General features: G+C 58.5%; 9 protein-coding genes. 5 read left to right on the forward strand and 4 right to left on the reverse strand.

The features are described from left to right. Nucleotides 1-170: 170 nt before the first annotated feature. From ACFC20_RS03380 to ACFC20_RS03400, 5 genes are all read left to right on the forward strand, one after another. Nucleotides 171-2,012: a response regulator gene (locus ACFC20_RS03380; protein ID WP_375191765.1), complete on the forward strand. Its 1,842-nt coding sequence runs from the start codon at nucleotides 171-173 to the stop codon at nucleotides 2,010-2,012. A gap of 91 nt (nucleotides 2,013-2,103) precedes the next feature. After that, entirely contained in the window at nucleotides 2,104-5,631 is a 3,528-nt protein-coding gene (hsdR, locus tag ACFC20_RS03385) for a type I restriction-modification system endonuclease (protein WP_375191766.1), read from the forward strand. A gap of 222 nt (nucleotides 5,632-5,853) precedes the next feature. Continuing rightward, nucleotides 5,854-6,981, forward strand: coding sequence for a Fic family protein (locus ACFC20_RS03390; RefSeq protein WP_375191767.1), 1,128 nt, complete (start codon nucleotides 5,854-5,856; stop codon nucleotides 6,979-6,981). An 8-nt stretch (nucleotides 6,982-6,989) separates the two neighbouring features. Next, entirely contained in the window at nucleotides 6,990-8,654 is a 1,665-nt protein-coding gene (locus ACFC20_RS03395; RefSeq protein WP_375191768.1) for an N-6 DNA methylase, read from the forward strand. Beyond that, entirely contained in the window at nucleotides 8,651-9,748 is a 1,098-nt protein-coding gene (locus ACFC20_RS03400) for a restriction endonuclease subunit S (protein ID WP_375191769.1), read from the forward strand. The genes ACFC20_RS03395 and ACFC20_RS03400 overlap by 4 nt, the downstream gene beginning before the upstream one ends. Here ACFC20_RS03400 and ACFC20_RS03405 read toward each other — a convergent pair. The 4 genes from ACFC20_RS03405 to acnD all read right to left on the reverse strand — a co-directional run bounded on the left by ACFC20_RS03405 (nucleotide 9,663) and on the right by acnD (nucleotide 15,765). Then, nucleotides 9,663-10,916, reverse strand: coding sequence for an IS256 family transposase (locus ACFC20_RS03405; RefSeq protein WP_375191770.1), 1,254 nt, complete (start codon nucleotides 10,914-10,916; stop codon nucleotides 9,663-9,665). The genes ACFC20_RS03400 and ACFC20_RS03405 overlap by 86 nt on opposite strands. A 268-nt stretch (nucleotides 10,917-11,184) precedes the next feature. Continuing rightward, nucleotides 11,185-11,835, reverse strand: coding sequence for a PEP-CTERM sorting domain-containing protein (locus tag ACFC20_RS03410; RefSeq protein WP_375191771.1), 651 nt, complete (start codon nucleotides 11,833-11,835; stop codon nucleotides 11,185-11,187). A gap of 166 nt (nucleotides 11,836-12,001) precedes the next feature. After that, complete coding sequence (gene prpF / locus ACFC20_RS03415; RefSeq protein WP_375191772.1) at nucleotides 12,002-13,171, reverse strand: 2-methylaconitate cis-trans isomerase PrpF; 1,170 nt, start codon at nucleotides 13,169-13,171, stop codon at nucleotides 12,002-12,004. Further along, nucleotides 13,168-15,765, reverse strand: a complete 2,598-nt coding sequence (acnD, locus tag ACFC20_RS03420; protein ID WP_375191773.1) for a Fe/S-dependent 2-methylisocitrate dehydratase AcnD — start codon at nucleotides 15,763-15,765, stop codon at nucleotides 13,168-13,170. Before acnD ends, prpF begins: the two co-directional genes overlap by 4 nt. Nucleotides 15,766-15,842 lie beyond the last annotated feature (77 nt).

The raw sequence follows: 15,842 nt of genomic DNA on the forward strand, positions 1-15,842 counted from the left end.
CTCTGTTGGTTGTGATCGTCGCGGTGATCAACCAACAGGATACGCCACCCCTTCAACCTGCTTCCATACACCAGAAATCACCATAACTCCCTATCAGTACGCCCGTTAAAATTCTTGATCAAACCGCCCTGTTCAGCGAGGCGGTTTTTCATACCGCACTCAGCGTTAGTTTGGCGTCAATTATCTTTGCACTAACGATTTATAACCTTTTCCTGTTTTTCAGTATCAGAGACCCCATCTACCTTTTCTACGTAGCAATCGCATCGCTTGTTTTCATCTACTCTTCGAGCCTGACAAACCTGCAAGCCTATCTGGGAATCAGTGAGGAACACTTTAATTGGTTTAAAGCTCTTTTGATCCTCACTCCCCTTATTACTATCCAATTCGTCTCAAGAATTCTTCAACTGGGTGCGCTCGCTCCATGGGTTAATCAGATGTACGGCTTGCTGTCGCTCATCTATCTGGGCCTCTTGATTGCAATGCCTTTTTTGTCATTCAAGACTGTTGCGTTCCTTGGCGCAACAATTGGGGTGGCTGCATACCTTTCATTCCTTCCTTTCGCTTTCATTCAGGCAAAGAGAAAGTATCAACCCGCTCTGTATTTTCTCATTGGCTGGATTCCACTGATCGTCGCTCAAAATGTAACGGCTTTAGAATCGCTGGGTGTTATTAAAGGTGGCCAATGGGTGATGTACTACATCCCCGGCGCCATGTCATGGGAAATGGCCCTGTTCTCCCTGGCCCTGGCATCTCGCATTAAAATCCTCCGCGATGAGCGGGACACGCTGCAGGCCCAGCAGATCGAAGTCAGTGAAAAAGCCCGTAAAGCCCTCGAGCGCAGTAACCGGATAAAAGATGATTTCCTGAATGCGGTCAGCCACGAACTGCGCACACCTCTACACACCATTCAGGGCCAGCTGGATCTGCTTCGGGAAGCACCGCTAAACCGGGAGCAGAACGACGCATTCCGTCTGATCGAGTACGCCAATCTGCGCATGACCCGACAGGTCGGCGGCATTCTGGACTTTGTGGATGCCCAGGACGAGAACCTGCTCAGCTCGCCCCAGGTCTTCGAGCCTCAATCCCTGTTTGATCTTCTTGAGTACGAGTTCCGGGAAGCCGCAAGAGCGAAACCGCTTGCGCTGGCCTTCGGCGTGGATGACTCGGTGCCTGGGAAGGTCTTCATGGATGGACTGATGCTGGAGAAGGTGCTTTATCAGCTCATCGACAATGCTGTGAAGTTCACGCCTGCCGGAGGAGAGGTACTGGTTCAGGCAAGCCGACTTGCGGACGATTCGGTTTTGCGGATTCTGGTGTCAGACACGGGGCCGGGCATCCCGGACTCCCAGAGAGAAAAAGTGTTCCAGGCGTTCAAACAGGGTGAGGCGGGTCTCACCCGACGTTATGGCGGTGTGGGCCTTGGTTTACCGCTTGCCAGCTCTCTGGCCAATGCCCTTGGCGGCCAGATGAGAGTCCTGGAGACATCCGATAAGGGCACTACGTTGGAAGTCACAGTGCCCTATGGCGACGTTCACCAGTCAGAATTCCATGATCCAGACCTGTTAAGCCTTGGGGCCGTGAATCATGTGCCCAGAGTTCTTGTGGTGGAAGACGACGCTGGCAACCGGATGATTCTTCGCAAACAACTGGAGCACATGGGGGTGGTTTCAGAAGGGGTTCAGAATGGCGTCGAAGCCGTACAAGCGGCCATCAATGAACCCTGGGACATGATTATCATGGATTGCCAGATGCCCGTCATGGACGGTATTGAAGCAACCCGTGAGATCAGATTGAAAGCCCCAGCCAATCTGGATACGCCCATCATCGCGGTTACTGCCAACGCCAGTGAAAGCTATCGGCTTCAGTGCCTTGAAGCCGGGGTGGATGACTATTGCACCAAGCCACTCAGGATGGACGCATTGCGACAACTCATCACCCGTTACGCGGAAAGCCACCGTGTTCGGCGCACTCGCGAGCACCGCGGCATGCGGGATTCGATGGTAGATTCCTGAAGAGCCGATGCCTGTCGGACGCCGTGGCGCGTTTCTGTCGCTTCCACAAGTCTGCTAATGTTCAGCAGTACGGCTGTTTTGGAGGGATACATTGAACAAGGCAACGGAATTCGCATCCGGCAACTTCTCATTTCTGTCAGAACACGACGCCCTGTTCGTGGAACTGGCCGAATCCGCCGAGCGTGCCTTCGCCAGTGACCCCAACACCACCCTGATCAAACTCCGCCAGCTTGGCGAAGCCCTGGCCCAGCACCTGGCCGCGCTCTCCGGCATCGAGTTTGACGACCAGACCAGTCAGTCCGAACTGCTTTACCGCCTGAACCGGGAATTGCGGCTGGAACCGCAGATCAGAGAGTTGTTCCATATCCTGCGGATTGAAGGCAACAAGGCCACTCACCAGTTCCGCACACAGCACAAAGAGGCGATGGACGGCCTGAAGGTGGCGCGCGCCCTGGCCATCTGGTTTCACCGTTCCTTCAGCAAGGCTGGCGCCAACTTTAAACCCGGCCCCTTCGTACCGCCCGTGGACCCCAGCGCCCAGTTACGCCAGCTCCAGAGCGACATCGAAAAGCTGCGCCACGATCTGCAACACGCCAATATGGCGCTGGACGACAGCCAGCAGCTCAGCCAACTGATCGAGAAAGAGAAGTCCGAGTACGAAGCCCTGGCCGTGGCCATGGACGAAGAATCCCGGGCACTTGCCGAGCAGGCCCGCCAGCACGAACAGGCCCTGAGCCAACAGCAACAGGCCTATGAGCAGAAGATCAAAGCCCTGCAACAGCAGCTCACCGGACAGGGCGAGCAAACCGTCAATCAGCAGCGCCAGCAGGTGGCCAAACAGACCAAAGCCGCCACCGACACCCTGGTCCTGAACGAAGAACTCACCCGCATTCTCATCGACCAGCAATTGCAGGAAGCCGGTTGGGAAGCGGACAGCCAGGACCTCACCTTCCAGAAAGGCGCCCGCCCGGAGAAAGGCACCTACCGCGCGATTGCCGAATGGCCCACCAACCATAACGGTGAGAAGGGCCGGGCCGATTACGTGCTGTTTGTCGGGCTGACACCCATCGCCGTGGTGGAAGCCAAGAAAGAAAACACCAACGTGGCCGGCAAAATCCGCCAGGCCGAGCGTTACAGCAAGGGCCTGAAAGTGGAAGCGCCACTGGTCGGCGCCTGGGAACTGATGGGGCGCACCATTGCCTGGCCCGCCGACGAAAGCGGCCACTACCACGTGCCCTTCGTGTATTCCTGCAACGGCCGGCCCTACGTTCCACAACTGGCGGAGCAGTCCGGCACCTGGTTCCGGGATGTCCGCGAGCCCAGCAACTTGCGCCGCGCACTGCCACAGTTCCACACCCCCGGCGGCCTGCTGGACTTGCTGGAACGGGATAAGGAAAACGCCGAGAAGCTGCTAAAGGAAGAGCCTTTCGGCTACCTGAAACTGCGGGATTACCAGCAGCAGGCCATTGTCGCCACCGAACACGCTCTGGCCCGAGGCGTTCGCACCGCCCTGCTGGCCATGGCCACCGGCACCGGGAAAACCCGCACCATCATCGGCTTGATGTACCGGTTTCTGAAAGCCGAGCGCTTTCACCGCATCCTGTTTCTGGTAGACCGCACCGCCCTGGGCCAGCAAGCCATCGACGCCTTCAACGAAGCGCCGCTGGAGCAGAACCACACCCTCAGCAAGATCTACAACGTCGCCGAGCTGGGCGACATGGCCGCCGAAGCGGAAACCCGCATTCAGGTGGCCACCGTGCAGGCCATGGTCAAACGCATCTTCATGAGCGACAACCGGCCGCCCGTCGACCAGTTCGACTGCATCATCATCGACGAAGCCCACCGCGGCTACACCCTGGACCAGGAAATGACCGAAGGCGAACTGGCCCTGCGGGACACCAGCCAGTACCTGTCCAGCTACCGCCGCGTGCTGGACTATTTCGATGCGGTGAAGATCGGCCTCACCGCCACCCCGGCCAAGCACACCAGCGAGATCTTCGGCAAACCGGTGTACACCTACTCCTACCGGGAAGCCGTGGCGGATGACTGGCTGATCGACCACGAACCGCCCATCCGCTACGAAACCCTGCTCACCAAAAACGGCATCACCTTCGAGAAGGGAAAACCGGTCGAAGTGATCAACACCCAGACCGGGGAAGTGGACACCACCGAGCTGGAAGACGAACTCACCTTTGAAGTGGACACCTTCAACCGCCGGGTGATCAACGAGAACTTCAACCGAGTGATCTGCGAACAGCTGGTGCAGGAGCTGGACCCATTCGGCGACGAGAAAACCATGATCTTCTGCGCCACCGACCTGCACGCGGATATGGTGAAAAGCCAGCTCGATAAAGCCTTCAAGGATCTCTACAACGGCCAGTACAACGAAGCCGCCGTGGCCAAGATCACCGGCCAGAGCGACAAGGTGGCGCAGCTCATCCGCCGCTACAAGAACGAACGCTACCCCAACATCGCCATCACCGTGGATCTGCTCACCACCGGCATTGATGTTCCCAGAATCTCTAACCTGGTGTTCATGCGCCGGGTGCGCTCACGCATTCTTTACGAGCAGATGATCGGCCGCGCCACCCGCCGCTGCGACGAGATCGGCAAAACCGTGTTCCGCATCTACGATCCGGTGGACATCTATGCCGCGCTGCAGGATGTGAACACCATGAAGCCCCTGGTGAAAGACCCCAACATCACCCTGGAGCAACTGGTGGGCGAACTCACCGACAACGAGCAGTTGGAAAAGGCCCTCGCAAGCCCCGGCGACACCCCGAACGAAAGCCACGCCGATGTGGTACTCAGCCAGCTCAGCCAGAAACTCATGCGGGTGCTGCGCAAAGCCGACAACAAAGCCGAGAACCGCCCGGAGCTGAAACAGAAACTGAACGAACTGCAGCGAAGCTGGGGCGTGGAGCCGAAATCCCTGCATACCCACCTGCATAAACTCGGCCCACGGCAGGCGTCCGAATTCATCAAACAGCACAGCGGGCTGCTGAACCAGCTGGCGGAGGTGAAGGCGCTGGTCGGCAGCGAGTACATGCCGCTGATCTCCGACCACGACGACCAGATCCAGGAGCGCACCCAGACCTACGGCGTGCACAGCAAGCCCGAAGACTACCTGGACAGCTTCAACGAGTTCATCAAACAACAGCTCAACCAGTCTGCCGCCCTGGCGGTGGTGGTCAACAAACCCCGGGACCTCACCCGGGAACAGCTGAGAGAAGTAAAGCTGCTGCTGGACAACCACGGCTACTCCGAAGCCCGCCTGCAAAGTGCCGTGCGCAACCAGACCAACAAGGACATCGCCGCCAGCATCATCGGCTACATTCGTCGCGCCGCCCTGGGCGAGCCGCTGATTCCCTTCGAGCAGCGTGTCGCCAACGCCATGGACCGCATCCTCACCCAGCACAACTGGACCCCGAACCAGCGCAAATGGCTCGAACGCCTGGCCAAGCAACTGGTGCACGAAGTGATCATCGACCGGGCGTTTGTGAACCACCGCTTTGCCGATGATGGCGGTGCAAAGCAGATGGACAAGGTACTGGGGGCGCAGCTGGATACGGTGCTGGAGGAGTTGAACGAGGCAATGTGGCCGGAGCGGAGTGCTTGATCAAACTATGTTTACAGCATCGACATTGGTCCGACTTGTATCCGATATTTTTTAACAGATCATACACAAGCATCCTTATGTATGACCGCTAGTACAGTAAAAGGTTTGTGTATGGCACTTCCATAATCTCAATACACAAAGAGGTTTTTGTATGGTAGATTCGACACAAATTGATTTGCGTATTGGATAATCGGAAATTTCATACAAAAGGATGCTTGCCCCTTGGAACCCTATATCCCTGACACACTGCCTCTCAAAAAACTGGATTACGTCCAGATCATCACACTGGTTGGGGAAGCCAATTCAAAGCTGGCTGAGTACAGTGGCCTCCTGCAAGGCATTGTAAATCCGGCAGTTATGCTCTCCCCCCTTACCCAGCAGGAAGCTGTGCTTTCCTCCAAAATAGAGGGAACACAGGCAACCGTTGAGGAGGTTCTGGAGCGAGAAGCCGGACAAAAGTTCGATGACCGCAAGAACGAAGACATCAACGAAATACTCAATTATCGCAAGGCATTACTCCTTTCCCAGGATCACCTGAGGGATGGCAGACCAATAACATTGAGCTTGCTGCTGCAGCTTCACAGCATTTTGCTGGACAGTGTTCGGGGGCAACACAAATCCCCTGGCCAATTCAGAAAGGAACAGAACTGGATAGGACGTGCCGGATGTGCCATTGAGCAGGCGACTTTTGTGCCACCCAACCCACTGCAGCTGCCGAATTATCTGGAGCATTGGGAACAGTACCTGCAGGTGGACGATTTTGACGTGTTGGCACAGACCGCAATTGTTCATGCGCAGTTCGAATTACTGCATCCATTCAAAGATGGTAACGGTCGTATTGGCAGGCTATTGATTCCGCTTTTCCTGTACTCGAAAAAGCGGCTCTCAAGCCCGATGTTCTACCTCTCTGACTATTTGGAATCTCACAGAGAAGAGTACTACCAGCGGCTGTCCGCCATTTCTCAACAAGGGGACTGGACCGGGTGGATCAAGTTCTTCCTCGGAGCCATCGTCCAGCAGGCAGAGGTTAACCTTCGGCGGGTTCGACAAATCATGGCACTTTACGAAGACACCAAGACGTGGATTCGGGAAACAACTCATTCCCAGCACACACCTCTTCTTCTGGACGGAATTTTTGACCGGCCCATTTTCAGTACCAGTGATTTTGCCAAATGGACAGGTATCCACCGGCAAACACTCCACGGTTTGCTACGCCAACTGGTAAAAGACGATGGCCCGCTGATTATCCTGCAAGAGGGGCAAGGCCGCAGACCTTCCATCTACGCCTTCCCACAACTTCTTAACATCTGTGAGGGAAGAGAAATTTTCCCCACCACCAACAACGGCTGAACGTACCCATGACCAACAACGACATCGTCCAGAAACTCTGGAACCTCTGCGACGTTCTGCGGGACGACGGCATCAACTACTCGGACTACGTCACCGAACTGGTGCTGTTGCTGTTCATCAAAATGGTCCACGAAAACACCGAGGCCGGCACCCTGAAAAAACACCCGCTGCCGGAGGGCTGCCGCTGGAGCGACCTGAACAGCAAATCCGGCATCAACCTGCTGAACGACTACAAACGCATTCTGCTCAGCCTGTCCACCGGGCGGGACGGCGAGGGCAATCGCGTGCACGACGACCCGCTGATCAGCGCCATCTACGCCGATGCCCAGACCCGCCTGCGGGAGCCTCGCCACCTGGAGCAGATGATCAAAACCCTGGACCAGATCGACTGGTTCAGCGCCCAGAAAGACGGCCTGGGCGACCTGTACGAAGGCCTGCTGGAGAAGAACGCCAACGAAACCAAGTCCGGCGCCGGCCAGTACTTCACGCCCCGCGCCCTGATCAACGCCATGGTGCGCTGCCTGAAACCCCAACCTGGCGAACATATTCAGGATCCGGCAGCGGGCACGGCGGGCTTTCTGATTGCCGCTCATGAATACATCAAAAGCCAGACCGACGACCTGTACGAACTGAGCGACAAAGACAAAACCTTCCAGACTACCCAGGCCTACGTGGGCATCGAACTGGTGCCCGGCACCCGCCGCCTGGCCCTGATGAACTGCCTGCTCCACGGCATGGAAGGGGACGCCGAAGGCGTGGTGCACCTGGGCAACGCCCTGGGCCAGACCGGCGCCGGGCTGGAAAAGGCCGATGTGATCCTCGCCAACCCGCCCTTCGGCACCAGCAAGGGCGGCGACGCCAGCATCACCCGGGACGACCTGACCTACAAAACCAGCAACAAACAGCTCGCCTTCCTGCAGCACATCTACCGCAACCTCAAACCCGGTGGCCGCGCCGCCGTGGTGTTGCCGGATAACGTGCTGTTCGAAGCCGGTGTGGGCACCGACGTGCGCCGGGACCTGATGAACAAGTGCAATCTGCACACCATCCTGCGCCTGCCCACCGGCATCTTCTACGCCCAGGGCGTGAAGACGAATGTGCTGTTCTTTACCAAAGGCAGCGCGGCGGACAAGTACCAGGAAGAGAACTGCACCGAACACGTCTGGGTCTACGACCTGCGCACCAACATGCCCAGCTTCGGCAAACGCACCCCTTTCGGCGACCAGCACCTGAAACCCTTCGAAGCCGTCTATGCCCCCCTCTCCCTCGACGGGAGAGGGGCCGGGGGAGAGGGTGAGAAACCCATCGCCCACCCAACCAACCGAAAAGAAGGCGAATACAGCTTCCACTCCGAAACCATCGAACTGCCCGAACACAGCGACGAAAACGAAGGCATCGACCCCCGCCTGGCCCACAGCCGCTGGCGCCGCTTCAGCCGCCAGTGGATTGCCGAGCACAAGGGCGACTCGCTGGATATTGCCTGGCTGAAGGACAGCGACAGTGTGGATGCGGCCAATCTGCCGGAGCCGAGTGTGTTGGCGGGTGAGGCGATGGGGGAACTGGTGCAGGCGCTGGGTGAACTGGATGCGTTGATGCGGGAGTTGGGCGCTGAAGAGGAGGCTGATGGGGCTCGGGTTTTGTTAGATGATTATTTCGGCAGGGAACTACAATGAGCAGCAGTTGTTCCCCAGAATGCTGGCACACCACGACCCTCGGGTCAGTTATCGAACTTGTCTATGGTAAATCTCTACCCGCCAAAGTAAGAGACGGCGTTTCGTTTCCCGTTTTTGGCTCAAATGGCGTGGTCGGCAAACACAGTATTCCGCTAGTACTGAGGCCTGGGCTCATTGTCGGGAGAAAGGGCTCATTCGGCGAAGTACATGTTTCTGAGGAACCTTTTTTTCCTATCGACACTACATACTACGTCGATAATTTCCATGGACAGCCAATTCGTTATTGGTTTTATCAGCTCCGGTTTTTGCCACTAAATCAGCTGAATAGGGCTACTGCAATTCCCGGCTTAAACAGGGAGGATGCATATTCTCAAGAGATAGCGCTCCCCCCCCTCGCCGAACAAAAAGTCATCGCCGACAAACTCGACACGCTGCTGGCCCAGGTGGAGAACACCAAAGCCCGCCTCGAACGCATCCCGCAAATCCTCAAACGCTTCCGCCAGTCCGTTCTGGCTGCGGCGGTGAGTGGGCGGTTGACGGAGGAGTGGCGGGGGGACTCGACATACAATGGCGAGGGCTATCCGGACTCCTGGACATTTAATCGCCTTTCCGAAGTGGGGCAACTCGCCAGGGGAAAATCAAAACATCGTCCGAGGAATGATCCCAGGCTATTCGGAGAAGAATACCCCTTCATTCAGACCGGTGAGGTGGCAAACGCCACTGGTGAGATTACGTCAGCTACTCGGTTCTATAGTGCGTTTGGCCTTGAACAGAGTCGTCTGTTCCCTGCTGGAACCCTGTGCATAACTATCGCGGCCAATATCGCTGATACTGCCATTCTTGGCATCGATGCTTGCTTTCCGGATAGCGTTGTCGGGTTCACGCCGAAAGATTCCGAAGCGCTAGCCTATTTCGTTAAGTATCTGATCGACGCGAACAAACAGGATCTTGAATCTTTTGCCCCTGCCACAGCCCAGAAGAGTTATTGTCAAATCTGGTGTATGACCATCAGGCAGCGCTCCTGTCAGATTGATCCTCCACCGGTATTCCATCCTGAAACTGCACGTTGTCCACGACCAGCTTCAGTTGGTTGAACCCCTTGATCCGCTTCCAGCGTTTCTGGGCGGATTGGAGCAACTTGAACACCATCGATAACGTGGTGTCGCGGTTGCCGCAGGAGCGGCTCCGCTTGGTTCTCAGTCGTACTGTGGCGAAGGTGGATTCAATGGGATTGGTGGTCCTCAAGTGAATCCAGTGAATCGCCGGGAAATCGTAGAAGGCCAGCAGCTCATCCCGGTCCTTCTCCAGGTTTTCCATGGCCTTCGGGTACTTGTCCCGGAACCGCTTCAAGGTGCTGTCGAACGCCTTGTGGGCGCTGTCACGGGTCTCCGCCAGGTAGATCTCATGCAAGGCTGACTTCACCTTCGGCTGCACCGACTTCGGCAGCTTGTCCAGCACGTTGGCGGTCTTATGAACCCAGCACCGCTGGTGCCGGGTATCCGGGAACACCTTGCTCAGGGCCTTCCAGAAGCCCAATGCACCATCGCCAACCGCCAGCTTGGGTGAGGGCTCCAGGCCACGTTCCCGCAAGTCCAAGAGCAGCTCTCGCCAACTGGCTTCGGACTCCCGGTGGCCATCCTCAACCGCGACCAGCTCCTTGTGGCCATGTTCCGTCACGCCGATGATCACCAGCAGGCAGAGCCGGTCGTCCAGGCGGACGTTGCTGTACACGCCGTCGGCCCACCAGTACACATAGCGCTTCTGGCTCAGGTCCCGGCGCTGCCAGTCCTTGTGCTCATCAAGCCACTTCGCCTTGAGCCGGGAGACCGTGTTAGCCGACAGGCCATTGGCTTGCTCGCCGACCAGCGCGCTCAGGGCCTCCTGGAAGTCACCGGAGGAGACGCCCCGCAGGTAGAGCCAGGGAATCAGTTCTTCCAGACTCTTGGCCCGCTTCAGATACGGCGGCAGCAACTGACTGTTGAATCGGATGCCGGAACCACTGCGGTCCCGGACCTTGGGAACCTGGACTTCGACGTCGCCAACGCCGGTCTGGATCGTACGCTTGGGAAGGTGCCCATTACGCACTACAGCACGACGGCCATTTGGCGTTTTGACGTCCGCGTATTGCTTCAACAAGGTATCCAACTCTGTTTCGACGGCCTGTGCGATCAGGTCGCGGGCACCCTGACGAATCAGCTCGTGCAGCGGGTCGTTGTCGGTCACCTCTGGTTGTGAAAGAGCATGCAGGTTAGACTTGGACATGGCGTATCATTCCTCTGTTGGTTGTGATCGTCGCGGTGATCAACCAACAGGATACGCCACCCCTTCAACCTGCTTCCATACACCAGAAATCACCATAACTCTCCTCCCCACGGTCGGTCACCCTTCCGCAGTTGCGCTTCACTTCGTTCGCTGTGGCCAGCTCACGGGAGGACTTGCACCTCCAGGAGTGCGCCCGTGCCGGGCGCACCAAAAAAGCCATTCAGACAGGATCTGAATGGCTTCTTTACTTTGGGAGCAAATAGAGCAATCAGGCTTTACGCTTGCGGCCCCTGAGCCCCATACCCATCAGGCCCAGGCCGAGCAGCGCGAAGGTGGCCGGCTCCGGAACCTGCGCAAAGGCATGATTATCGGTCTCGAACGCCTTGCTGGTGCTGATCAGTTCAATGGTGTCGAAAGACATCGCGCCAAAGAAGAAATTGACATACCGGTTGTCGTTCAGGCTTACCTGGTTACCCTCTACAAGGATATTGGGATCCACGGTCTGGAGATCCAGCCCCGTTACCAGCCAGTCGTCTCCGGTCACGGAATTGGAAAACTTGATTGAGTTGTAGTTATCAATCGAGCCCCAGAAAAGACCGAAATAATTGTAGCTGCCGCCCGGGTCCAGAGTTGCGGACAGTGCGCTGGTGTAGGGTTCCGGCACCGTCAGGTACGGGTTATCAGAGCCCAGGTTAAACGGTGCTGCGTACTGGCCACTTACGCTGCCAGTAACGACGTCGAAGCTGCCGGAGCAACCACCCGCGTAACTACACCCACTGCTGAAATCAATTTCAGTAATGCCGGACACGCTGCTGTTGTATACGCCTCCAGCTTCAACGGTGATCAACAGGGCATTCGCACTGCCACTTGCCAACAAGCCCGCCGTTGCCGCAGCGGCGATTAGTTTTCCATACTTCATGTTGTGACCCCACTATTCCTGTTTGTCAGAATTCCCGAAAATGGGAATCGCGAGGTCATAACGCGCGTTTCGTGCCACCTTCGACAGTGTCACCAGAAAACAGCGCGTTACAAAACAGCAATGTGGGATTCCAGAGCGAAGTGTAAAGCAACCCGACACTCCCGGATTACTGGGGCACCCTCACCCAACCTTCCATCAACACCCGGGCACTCCGGCTCATAATCGCCTTGGTTGCCGTCCACTGCCCGTCGACCTGCTTGGCCTCCGCGCCCACACGCAAGGTGCCGGAGGGATGCCCAAAGGTCACATGGGTTCGGTCACCGCCGCCGGCCGCCAGGTTCACCAGGGTTCCGGGAACCGCCGACGCCGTGGCAATGGCCACCGCAGCCGTACCCATCATGGCGTGATGCAGCTTGCCCATGGACAGCGCCCGCACCAGTACATCCACGTCTCCGGCGCCGATGTGCTTGCCGCTTGAGGATACGTAATCGGACGGCTTCGCCACGAAGGCCACCTTTGGAGTGTGCTGGCGATTGGCGGCCTCTTCGATGTTCTGGATCAGCCCCATTTTCACCGCACCGTGAGCGCGGATGGTTTCGAACCGGGCCAGGGCCTGGGGATCGGAGTTGATGTGATCCTGCAGCTCGGTGCCTGTGTAGCCGATGTCTTCGGCGTTCACGAAGATGGTGGGGATGCCGGCGTTGATCATCGTGGCTTTCAGGATGCCGATGCCCGGCACCTCGAGGTCGTCCACCAGGTTGCCGGTGGGGAACATGGCGCCCTCGCCGTCGGCCGGGTCCATGAATTCCACCTGCACCTCGGCGGCCGGGAAGGTCACGCCGTCCAGCTCGAAGTCGCCGGTTTCCTGCACTTCGCCGTTGGTGATGGGAATGTGGGCAACGATGGTCTTCTTGATGTTGGCCTGCCAGATGCGCACGGTGCAGGTGCCGTTCTCGGGGATCCGGTCTTCGGCCACGAAGCCGCTATTAATGGCAAAGGCCCCCACGGCTGCGGTGAGGTTGCCGCAGTTGCCGCTCCAGTCCACGAACGGCTTGTCGATGGAGACCTGGCCAAACAGGTAGTCCACGTCGTGATCCGGCACGGTAGGTTCCGCCAGGATCACGGTTTTGCTGGTGCTGGAGGTGGCCCCGCCCATACCGTCGATCTGCTTCTGGTAGGGGTCCGGGCTGCCAATCACGCGCAGCAGCAGTTTATCGCGGGCTTCGCCCGGCACCCGGGCGGCTTCCGGCAGATCCTGCAGCCGGAAGAACACGCCTTTGGAGGTGCCGCCACGCATGTAGGTGGCGGGGATTTTGATTTGCGGCGCGTGTGTCATGCGGCCCCCTCGGATTCCAGGAAGTCCTGGGCGAAGCGTTGCAGCACACCACCGGCCTTGTAGATGGACACTTCCTCGGCGGTATCCAGTCGGCAGATCACGGGCACCCGCTCGGTGCTGCCGTTCTTGCGATGGATAACCAGCGTCAGCTCGGCGCGCGGCGCCGGTGTGCCTTCCACGTCGTAGGTTTCAGTACCGTCGATGGCAAGGGTGTTGCGGGTGGTGCCTTCCTCAAACTGCAGCGGCATCACGCCCATACCCACCAGGTTGGTGCGGTGAATGCGCTCGAAGCCCTCGGCCACAATGGCTTCCACGCCGGCCAGCGCCACGCCCTTGGCGGCCCAGTCACGGGAGGAACCCTGGCCGTAGTCGGCGCCGGCAATGATGATCAGCGGCTGCTTGCGCTCCATGTAGGTCTCGATGGCTTCCCACATGCGGGTTACCTTGCCTTCCGGCTCGATGCGCGCCAGGGAGCCCTGCTTCACGTTGCCGTTCTCGTCCCGAACCATTTCGTTGAACAGTTTCGGGTTGGCAAACGTGGCCCGCTGGGCAGTCAGGTGATCGCCCCGGTGGGTAGCATAGGAGTTGAAGTCCTCCTCCGGCACGCCCATCTTGTGCAGGTATTCACCGGCCGCGCTGTTCATCAGGATCGCGTTCGACGGCGAGAGATGGTCCGTGGTGATGTTGTCCGGCAACACCGCCAGCGGGCGCATACCCTTGAGGGTCTTTTCACCGGCCAGCGCGCCTTCCCAGTACGGCGGGCGGCGAATGTAGGTGCTCTGGGGCCGCCACTCGTAAAGCGGGTTGGTGTTGGCCTGGGCATCCCGGGTAATGTCGAACATCGGGATGTAGGTGCTGCGGAACTGCTCCGGCTTGACGCTGGATTTCACGATGTCATCGATTTCCGCATCGTCCGGCCAGATGTCCTTCAGGGTAACGGGGTTACCGTCCTTGTCGTAGCCCAGGGCATCTTTCTCGATATCAAAGCGGATGGTGCCCGCAATCGCATAGGCAACCACCAGCGGCGGTGACGCGAGGAACGCCTGCTTGGCGTAGGGGTGGATGCGGCCATCGAAGTTCCGGTTACCCGAGAGTACTGCCACGGAATACAGGTCCCGGTCGATGATCTCCTGCTGAATTTTCGGATCCAGTGCACCGCTCATGCCGTTACAGGTGGTGCAAGCAAAGGCCACCACACCAAAGCCCAGCTGCTCCAGTTCCGGCAGCAGGTTGGCCTCTTCCAGGTACATCTTGACGGTCTTGGAGCCCGGCGCCAGGGAGGTCTTCACCCAGGGCTTGCGGGTCAGGCCCAGCTTGTTGGCGTTCCGGGCAATCAGGCCGGCCGCCACCATGTTGCGGGGGTTACTGGTGTTGGTACAGCTCGTGATGGCCGCGATGATGCAGGCGCCGTCCGGCATCTTGCCCTCTTCCTGTTCCCATTCACCAGCAATGCCGCGCTCGGCCAGCTCGGCGGTGGGCAGGTGCGCGTGCGGGTTGGAGGGGCCCGCCAGGGTGCGGGTCACCTTGGAAAGATCAAACTTCAGCACGCGCTCGTACTCGGCGTTCTTCATGCTGTCGGCCCAGAGACCGGTTTCCTTGGCGTACTTCTCAACCAGAGCCACCTGATCGTCTTCGCGGCCGGTCAGCTTCAGGTAATCGATGGTCTGGCCGTCGATGTAGAACATGGCGGCGGTGGCACCGTATTCCGGTGTCATGTTCGAGATGGTAGCCCGGTCGCCCACGGAGAGGCTGTCGGCCCCTTCACCGTAGAACTCCAGATAGGCGCCCACCACGCGCTCCTTGCGCAGGAACTCGGTGATCGCCAGCACCATGTCGGTACCGGTAATGCCCGGCCGAAGTTTGCCAGTGAGCTCAACGCCCACGATGTCCGGCAGGCGCATCATGGAGGCACGGCCCAGCATCACGCTCTCGGCTTCCAGGCCGCCCACGCCCACGGAAATAACGCCCAGGGCGTCCACCATGGGGGTGTGGCTGTCGGTGCCCACGCAGGTATCCGGGAAGGCAACGCCATTACGGCTCTGCACCACCGGCGACATCTTCTCCAGGTTGATCTGGTGCATGATGCCGTTGCCCGGGGGAATCACGTCCACGTTCTTGAACGCGGTCTTGGTCCAGTTGATGAAGTGGAAGCGGTCGTCGTTACGGCGGTCTTCAATCTGGCGGTTCTTCTCGAACGCGTCCTTCTCGAAGCCGGCATGCTCCACGGCCAGGGAGTGGTCCACGATCAGCTGGGTGGGTACCACCGGATTGACCTTGGCCGGGTCACCGCCCTTCTCGGCGATGGCGTCCCGAAGGCCGGCCAGGTCCACCAGCGCGGTCTGGCCCAGGATGTCGTGACACACAACTCGCGCCGGGTACCAGGGGAAGTCCAGGTCGCGACGGCGCTCGATCAGCTGTTTCAGGGAATCGGTCAGCATGGCCGGATCGCAGCGGCGCACTAGCTGCTCGGCCAGGATCTTGGAGGTGTACGGCAGTTTGTCATAGGCGCCAGCCTGGATGTCCTCCACGGCCTGGCGGGTGTCAAAATAATCCAGGTCGGTGCCCGGTAGGGGTTTGCGGTAGTCGGTGTTCATGGGCGGTACTCGGAAATTGAATGAGTTGATCCCCTCTCCCCTGGTGGGAGAGGGTCAGGGAGAGGGGGGAAACCGAG

Source organism: Marinobacter sp., from assembly GCF_041984545.1.
Lineage (GTDB): Bacteria > Pseudomonadota > Gammaproteobacteria > Pseudomonadales > Oleiphilaceae > Marinobacter.

What these genes read in the sequence shown, in the direction of transcription:
- ACFC20_RS03395 (WP_375191768.1), top strand. Translation starts at nt 6,990, where the DNA reads ATGACCAACAACGACATCGTCCAGAAACTCTGGAACCTCTGCGACGTT.
- ACFC20_RS03400 (WP_375191769.1), top strand. Translation starts at nt 8,651, where the DNA reads ATGAGCAGCAGTTGTTCCCCAGAATGCTGGCACACCACGACCCTCGGG.
- ACFC20_RS03405 (WP_375191770.1), bottom strand. Translation starts at nt 10,916, where the DNA reads ATGTCCAAGTCTAACCTGCATGCTCTTTCACAACCAGAGGTGACCGAC.
- ACFC20_RS03410 (WP_375191771.1), bottom strand. Translation starts at nt 11,835, where the DNA reads ATGAAGTATGGAAAACTAATCGCCGCTGCGGCAACGGCGGGCTTGTTG.
- prpF (WP_375191772.1), bottom strand. Translation starts at nt 13,171, where the DNA reads ATGACACACGCGCCGCAAATCAAAATCCCCGCCACCTACATGCGTGGC.
- acnD (WP_375191773.1), bottom strand. Translation starts at nt 15,765, where the DNA reads ATGAACACCGACTACCGCAAACCCCTACCGGGCACCGACCTGGATTAT.